We start from the raw sequence: 6,123 nt of genomic DNA, 5'->3' as shown, positions 1-6,123 counted from the left end.
TGGTACGGTTGGTGGGATTTGAACCTACGACCTCTGGTGCCACAAACCAGCGCTCTAACCAACTGAGCTACAACCGCATAAAATCAAATGTATCATAACTGTTCACGATTTCGTAAACATTTATTCTTTGCTTATGTGACATAAGGAAGATCAACAAAGTTTGCAAGCCCCTTTAAAAAAATCTCGCAATTTTTTGTGAAGAAAAAAGCGTTTTTTACAAAGGAAATTTTGCCCAATGCTCAATACTATGATCACGATAGCCTTTTATGTTATCAACTCCATCTTGTTGCATCATCTGCAAAACCTCTTGCAGAATAGTTATGACAAGATTTGGACCTTCATAAACCATCCCACTGTATAATTGAATCAAATCTGCACCAGCTTTTACTTTTTCCAAAGCAGTCTGTGCATCCTTTATACCGCCAACGCCAATAATTGCAATCTCCTTCCCTAATTTTTGACGCATTTTTGCAAGCATAATAGTAGAACGCTCAAAGAGTGGACGTCCAGAAAGCCCACCCTCTTCATTACGGAAGTGACTATTACTAAGACCTTGGCGTGAAAGAGTTGTGTTAGAAACAATCAGCCCATTAAAATCAGAAAGTTTTATTTCTTCAGCAACATCATCTAATTCTTTCTCTGATAAATCGGGAGCAATTTTTAAAAAAATGGGAATGGAGAATCCGTGCTTGTTCTCTTGCTCATTTCGCGCTTGCGAAATTGCACTCAACAAAAGATGCAAACTGTCACGGGCCTGTAAATCACGTAAACCTGGTGTATTAGGAGAAGAAATATTAACCGTAAAATAATCAGCAACATCATAAAAATGAGCAATACCAACTGTATAATCATCAATCTTATCGACCGTATCCTTATTGGCTCCAATGTTGACTCCTATAACACCAGTTTTTTTACACGCATGCAATCTATTGTAAACAACTTGATGTCCGTCATTATTAAAGCCCATTCTATTAATAATCGCTTCATCTTCTTTTAAACGAAAAAGCCGTGGTTTAGGATTTCCAATCTGAGGCTTTGGTGTCACTGTCCCAATTTCAGTAAAACCAAATCCTAACCGAAAAATACCATCTACAACCTCTGCATTTTTATCAAACCCCGCTGCAAGACCAATAAAATTTTCAAACTCAAGACCAGCAACAGTTACACACAAACGTTTGTCGATAACCTTTTGACAACCATTTAATCCACTTTTCAGCCCAAGAATCGCTAAACCGTGTGCTTGCTCTGGATCCAACATAAATAAGGCAGAACGGCCAATACAACGAAAAAAACTCATCAATTCTTCTCCACAACATAAAAATGATCCATCGCACCTCACCTCTACCTTTTAACACAAAAGATTTCCAATCAAAGCAAGCATATTATCCAAATAATATTCCCCTTCTAGAAGAAAACTCATCACATAATAGCCATACATGTTTATATTGGTTATACTATGTAAAGAACTTTTTATTCTTAAAAAATGTTTCTCTTTTTCGACATTTTTTAAAGATTAAAATATGAATCCTAATCTTATAAAATTCAGCATGAATTGGAACATCAATGGCTCTTACCATAGTCATGGTTTTATGACGCCTTATGCAGGCACGCTCATAATTTTCTTAAAAATGCAGGCAAATTATCTCTATTCCCAAAGTTCCTTTGTGTAATATTGTTTTCAATAGAAACAAAGCTTGTTCTATAAAGCTATTTTTTCCTAGCATTTATAGGATACATAGTTCATAAAATCATCTAAATTCATACTATTGTTGCACTATTTATGAGCAACAGAATGTTCAATCAATTTGTACTCTATTGATAATCTGCGTTGTTTTCTTTGCCATTTCTGATGTATTAAATACAATTTTGCATCTATTAAGTGCTCTGCCTAACATATATTTTAAGTAATGACAGTTGATTATTGAACTCAAACATCATACCAACGACTTCCAAACCAAAATGATCTTGCAAACCCTAGAGCTCTGCTATTTATAAACTGATACAATCTTCCAGCAGATGAAATGTGTTTCTTCCATCCGAATTATCGCCATTTTAGCTCATGTAACCCAATACAAATAGCTTTTAGATAAGCCATAATGCCCTCTTAATTGCTATTATCGCTTACTAAATTAAGAGGAATTAAATTATAAGTTTTACTCCTGTCTCATCTATCTATTTCTTCTATCAGTGCTGAAATATATTTTTTATTCCTAAATTCTCTTTTTATGACAAAATGTTATGCTAATATATGTACTTCATTTGAAAAGCTTTCTGATAGCTCAACTTTCTACACTACTTATTTTGTGGTATTGTGTAAAAACCTCTCTTTTTAATGTTAACATAAAAATCTTGAGGCAATTATATAAATTAAGCTACAGTTTTCTACTTTCTGTTGAAAAAGCAGATATAGTTTTTATCAAAAAAGCTTTTTTCTAGGAAATATTCTATGTACATTCAAATAGAGCCCTAAAGCTCTTTATTAAACCTTATAAAGTTCTTTGAAAATAATATTAATATCGTAATATAATCCTAAAAATAAAATCTGCCCTTTCCTTTTTCATCAAAAGCGGTAAGTAAATTACCGTATATCGCTTATATAAAGGGGAAAATGCAATGCTTAAAGAATTCAAAGAATTTGCCCTAAAAGGTAACATGATTGATCTTGCTATCGGTGTGATTATAGGGGGTGCTTTTGGTAGCTTGGTCAACTCAATTGTCAATGATATTTTTATGCCAATCATTGGGCTGATTACAGGTGGGATTGATTTTTCTAATATGTTTATTCAACTTGCTGGCGAAAAACAAGCAACATTGAGTGCCGCCAAAGCAGCTGGAGCAACCATTAGCTATGGACACTTTATTACTTTACTTATCAATTTTCTCATTATTGCTTGGGTTCTTTTTTTATTCGTTAAGGCTATGAATAAAATTCGTAGAAAAGAAGAAGAAAGCCCCAAAAAAACGTCTTCAGAAGAACAACTTTTAACAGAAATTAGAGATCTTTTGGCTAAGAAAAAATAATTTTATGCAAGATTTACATCATGGAACACGAGGAAAAAACATTTCCACAGTTGTTCCATGATTGGGTTTTGAGAACAGTAAAAATTGTCCCCCTCTTTCTTCCACCATTGCTTTACACATTGGGAGGCCTAAACCTGTTCCCATAAAAGCGCTATCACCAGATCGTCCATCTTTGCGCTCTACTTGACCATAAGGTTGCAGTGCCTGTATAATCTCTTCTTCGTTCATCCCTATACCATTATCACTCACTGAAATTTTTACACGTTCTTTTCTATAAGAAACGTGAACAATAATCTGTCCACCCAAAGGTGTAAAACGAATAGCATTGGAAAGAAGATTCCATATAATCTGGCGAAACACTTGTTGTGATACAGGAATAAATGGAACGTGAGGTGGAGCAACAATACGCATGATAATGCCGTTCTGATTGGCTTGAGTTTCAAGAAAAGCTATCGTCGCACGTAAACAAGATATTACATCAAATGTTTCAGAAATAAGGGAAGAATCAATCTGGTTATCGGAACCAGAATAATTTATCTTCGAGCACTCTAGTAATTGATTAATCAGCAATAATATATGTTTTCCAGAGGAAATAATATCGCGTAAATATCCATGATAGCGCTCATTTTCTATCGAACCAAAACGGCCTTCTCTCATAATTTCTGCAAAACCAATAAGAGCATTCAAAGGTGTTCGTATTTCATGAACAACTCCAACGATTTTATCCTCTTCTGCTTTTTTTTCTCCTGATGGAACTGTTTGTGTCCTATCACGCAACATAACAGCATAATTGCCTTGCTTTACCAAAAATACAATCGTTATCAAAACGGTTATATTTTTATGATTTTTTGTCATTAAATCAGCGGTTTCACTGCGATTTAAAACCTGATTTTTTTCCTCCATACGGATTGATTTAAAATACTTTTCAACCAAAAGTCGGCTTTGCAAAGTAAATAATGAAGAGAATGGTTGTCCTCGTAGTTCATTTATTTCATAACCCATTAATGCTAAGGCTGCCCTACTCGCTGATTGAACAAAGCCCTCTTCATCCAACCATAAAACACCATCTGTTGCTGTATCCAACAATGATAAAACTGCAGCGGGCTCTTTTACGAGAGCTTGTTCTATAGCATTTACCGGCAATGTTTGTGCATATGGTAACTGAATAGCTGTTTCTTCAACTAAATTTTCTTCTTTTACCGATGAATTCAATTCATCACGCAATTGCTCTGCAATTTCACGAAAAGCTGAGCGTTCTATCTCCGTAAGACATGGCATTTCTGTTTCTAGCTTTTCATTTCTTTTTTCTTGGACTTTTTTTTGTATTTTTAAAACACCAAAGCCACGAAACCCCTTAAGCTGCTTTTTAACATCAAAAATTGGCAAAGCCGACAATTCAACATCAAGCCATTGTAAGCAACCATCAACAGGCCATTGAACAATCTCTTTACTCCAAGGCATAGCCGCTTCAATAAAACGACTGAGAACCAGATATCGATCATCATTAAATTGATGAGCAAGCTCATGAAAACTACACCCTAAAATAGAAGAAGAGAGAGGACCAACAACTTCAGCTAGCTCTTTTGAGACTTCACAAAACAAACCATTGTGATCGATTTCCCACGTAAAAGGCCGTGGCAAAAGCTCTGGTGTAAAACGAAAAGCTTCTTGCTGACATTTTAATTCATTTGTATTTAACTTTAACTCATCTGCTTTTAATGGCATAACTAAAACTAAAAAGTGTTGAATTTACTCTCAAATGAATAATGCTAATTTGTTTACAATTATCTATTCTGGTTAAAATAACTTGATATCTCATATCAATTGTCTGTAGCAAAATTTTGACTGTTTCATCAACAAAACAAGAATAAAAAGAAGCTTCCAGCTCTTGTTGCTTATTCACCCATTATGTAATAAATCTTGTTACAATAATGGTAACATCTCCCTCGCATAAATAGTACTCAAAAAGAATACACTTATTTTACACATTCATGCGCCTTTTTTGAAAAGATATCTCCCAAGATCCCCAAGCTTATTTTACGACGTCATCTGTAAATGGTGTAATGTAAAAGTCCCTATAGAGGATATCAAGGCATTGTGCATTACCATTTTTATACTTATAAAAGAGCTGGTTAGCACCATCATTATACTAATTTCAGCCCCTAATGTTACCAATAGTTCTCGGCATTTGAAGGCGTTCATAAGCAGCCTTTTTATTTTTTAACTTTTTTACTCCTACATTATTATGATACGCAAGAAAACGGTTTTAATTGTTTCAACAGAAACAGATTTGAAATGAGAAAATCTTACAATGTTTGAGACTTTTATTCACTGTGAATAATGATAAATTACTATAAATCAATATACTGCATTATCAAAATCTCTTTTTCAAATAAAGCTTCTCGTAAGAACATCTTTCTTGAGCCAATAATATCAAATGATAATAAATTCAGCGTGACGCTTTAAAGTATCCTATGCAACAGAACTTGCATATTGGGCATTTTTCTTATGATGCTCTCAATAATCTCCCAAAGATCTTTCTTTCATTAGAATCGCTACAAAAGAAAAAACAAAAAATATGCCACCGCACTATTTTATTAAAAAATTTCTCTGTAAAAAAGAGAACACAAATTATCTGTTTTCATATAAAGATTTGTTTAATTTCTTTATATTCCAGATCATTTAGAAATGTTAAAAACATCTCATAATCTCCTTTGATATCAGCTTGTTTACCTCATCAGAAGTCTTAATACAAAAGATCGCTTTTGCTTTATTACTCTCCATTTAAATTTTTAATATTATATAAAAAAATAAAACAAGCACATTTAAATAATGACTGTCAGATATTTTAAAAATTGCATATTTTTAAATGTGTTTGTTTATTTTCCTTCATTGAGTAGAATTTCACGTTTTCCAACATGATTAGCGGCTCCAACAATGCCTTTTTCTTCCATCCGCTCGACAAGAGAAGCTGCTTTATTATAGCCGATTGAAAGTCGGCGCTGAATATAAGATGTTGAACATTTTTTATCACGCATAACAATTTTTACAGCTTGGTTATAAAGTTCCTCACCCTCTTCATCAAAATTTTCTTCCTCAGAA

Annotated in this window: 4 protein-coding genes and 1 tRNA gene; 1 reads left to right on the top strand and 4 read right to left on the bottom strand. The window is 33.7% G+C overall.

The window, feature by feature from the left end; genetic code table 11:
- Both ACFIL8_RS04535 and ACFIL8_RS04530 read right to left on the bottom strand, forming a co-directional pair.
- Positions 1–77, bottom strand: a tRNA-His gene (locus tag ACFIL8_RS04535).
- 137 nt (positions 78–214) lie between these two features.
- Positions 215–1,297 (bottom strand): quinone-dependent dihydroorotate dehydrogenase, encoded by a 1,083-nt coding sequence (locus tag ACFIL8_RS04530; protein WP_375689007.1) that lies wholly within the window; start codon positions 1,295–1,297, stop codon positions 215–217.
- Between the two features lie 1,316 nt (positions 1,298–2,613).
- On the opposite strand from ACFIL8_RS04530, the gene mscL reads away from it, so the two are divergent.
- Complete coding sequence (gene mscL, locus ACFIL8_RS04525; protein WP_026500234.1) at positions 2,614–3,021, top strand: large conductance mechanosensitive channel protein MscL; 408 nt, start codon at positions 2,614–2,616, stop codon at positions 3,019–3,021.
- A gap of 18 nt (positions 3,022–3,039) precedes the next feature.
- Here mscL and ACFIL8_RS04520 read toward each other — a convergent pair whose 3' ends face one another.
- Positions 3,040–4,746: an ATP-binding protein gene (locus tag ACFIL8_RS04520; protein ID WP_375650666.1), complete on the bottom strand. Its 1,707-nt coding sequence runs from the start codon at positions 4,744–4,746 to the stop codon at positions 3,040–3,042.
- A 1,154-nt stretch (positions 4,747–5,900) separates the two neighbouring features.
- A partial coding sequence (locus ACFIL8_RS04515; RefSeq protein WP_375689004.1) for a DNA translocase FtsK occupies positions 5,901–6,123 on the bottom strand: 223 nt, incomplete at its 5' end.

This window comes from Bartonella sp. AP57NXGY (genome assembly GCF_042195805.1).
In the GTDB taxonomy this organism is placed as follows: Bacteria; Pseudomonadota; Alphaproteobacteria; order Rhizobiales; family Rhizobiaceae; genus Bartonella.
This window is presented reverse-complemented; position numbering and strand designations above follow the sequence as displayed.

Bases quoted from the DNA above. Each gene is read 5' to 3' on its own strand.
- mscL (WP_026500234.1), top strand. From the start codon at position 2,614: ATGCTTAAAGAATTCAAAGAATTTGCCCTAAAAGGTAACATGATTGAT.
- ACFIL8_RS04520 (WP_375650666.1), bottom strand. From the start codon at position 4,746: ATGCCATTAAAAGCAGATGAGTTAAAGTTAAATACAAATGAATTAAAA.
- ACFIL8_RS04530 (WP_375689007.1), bottom strand. From the start codon at position 1,297: ATGAGTTTTTTTCGTTGTATTGGCCGTTCTGCCTTATTTATGTTGGAT.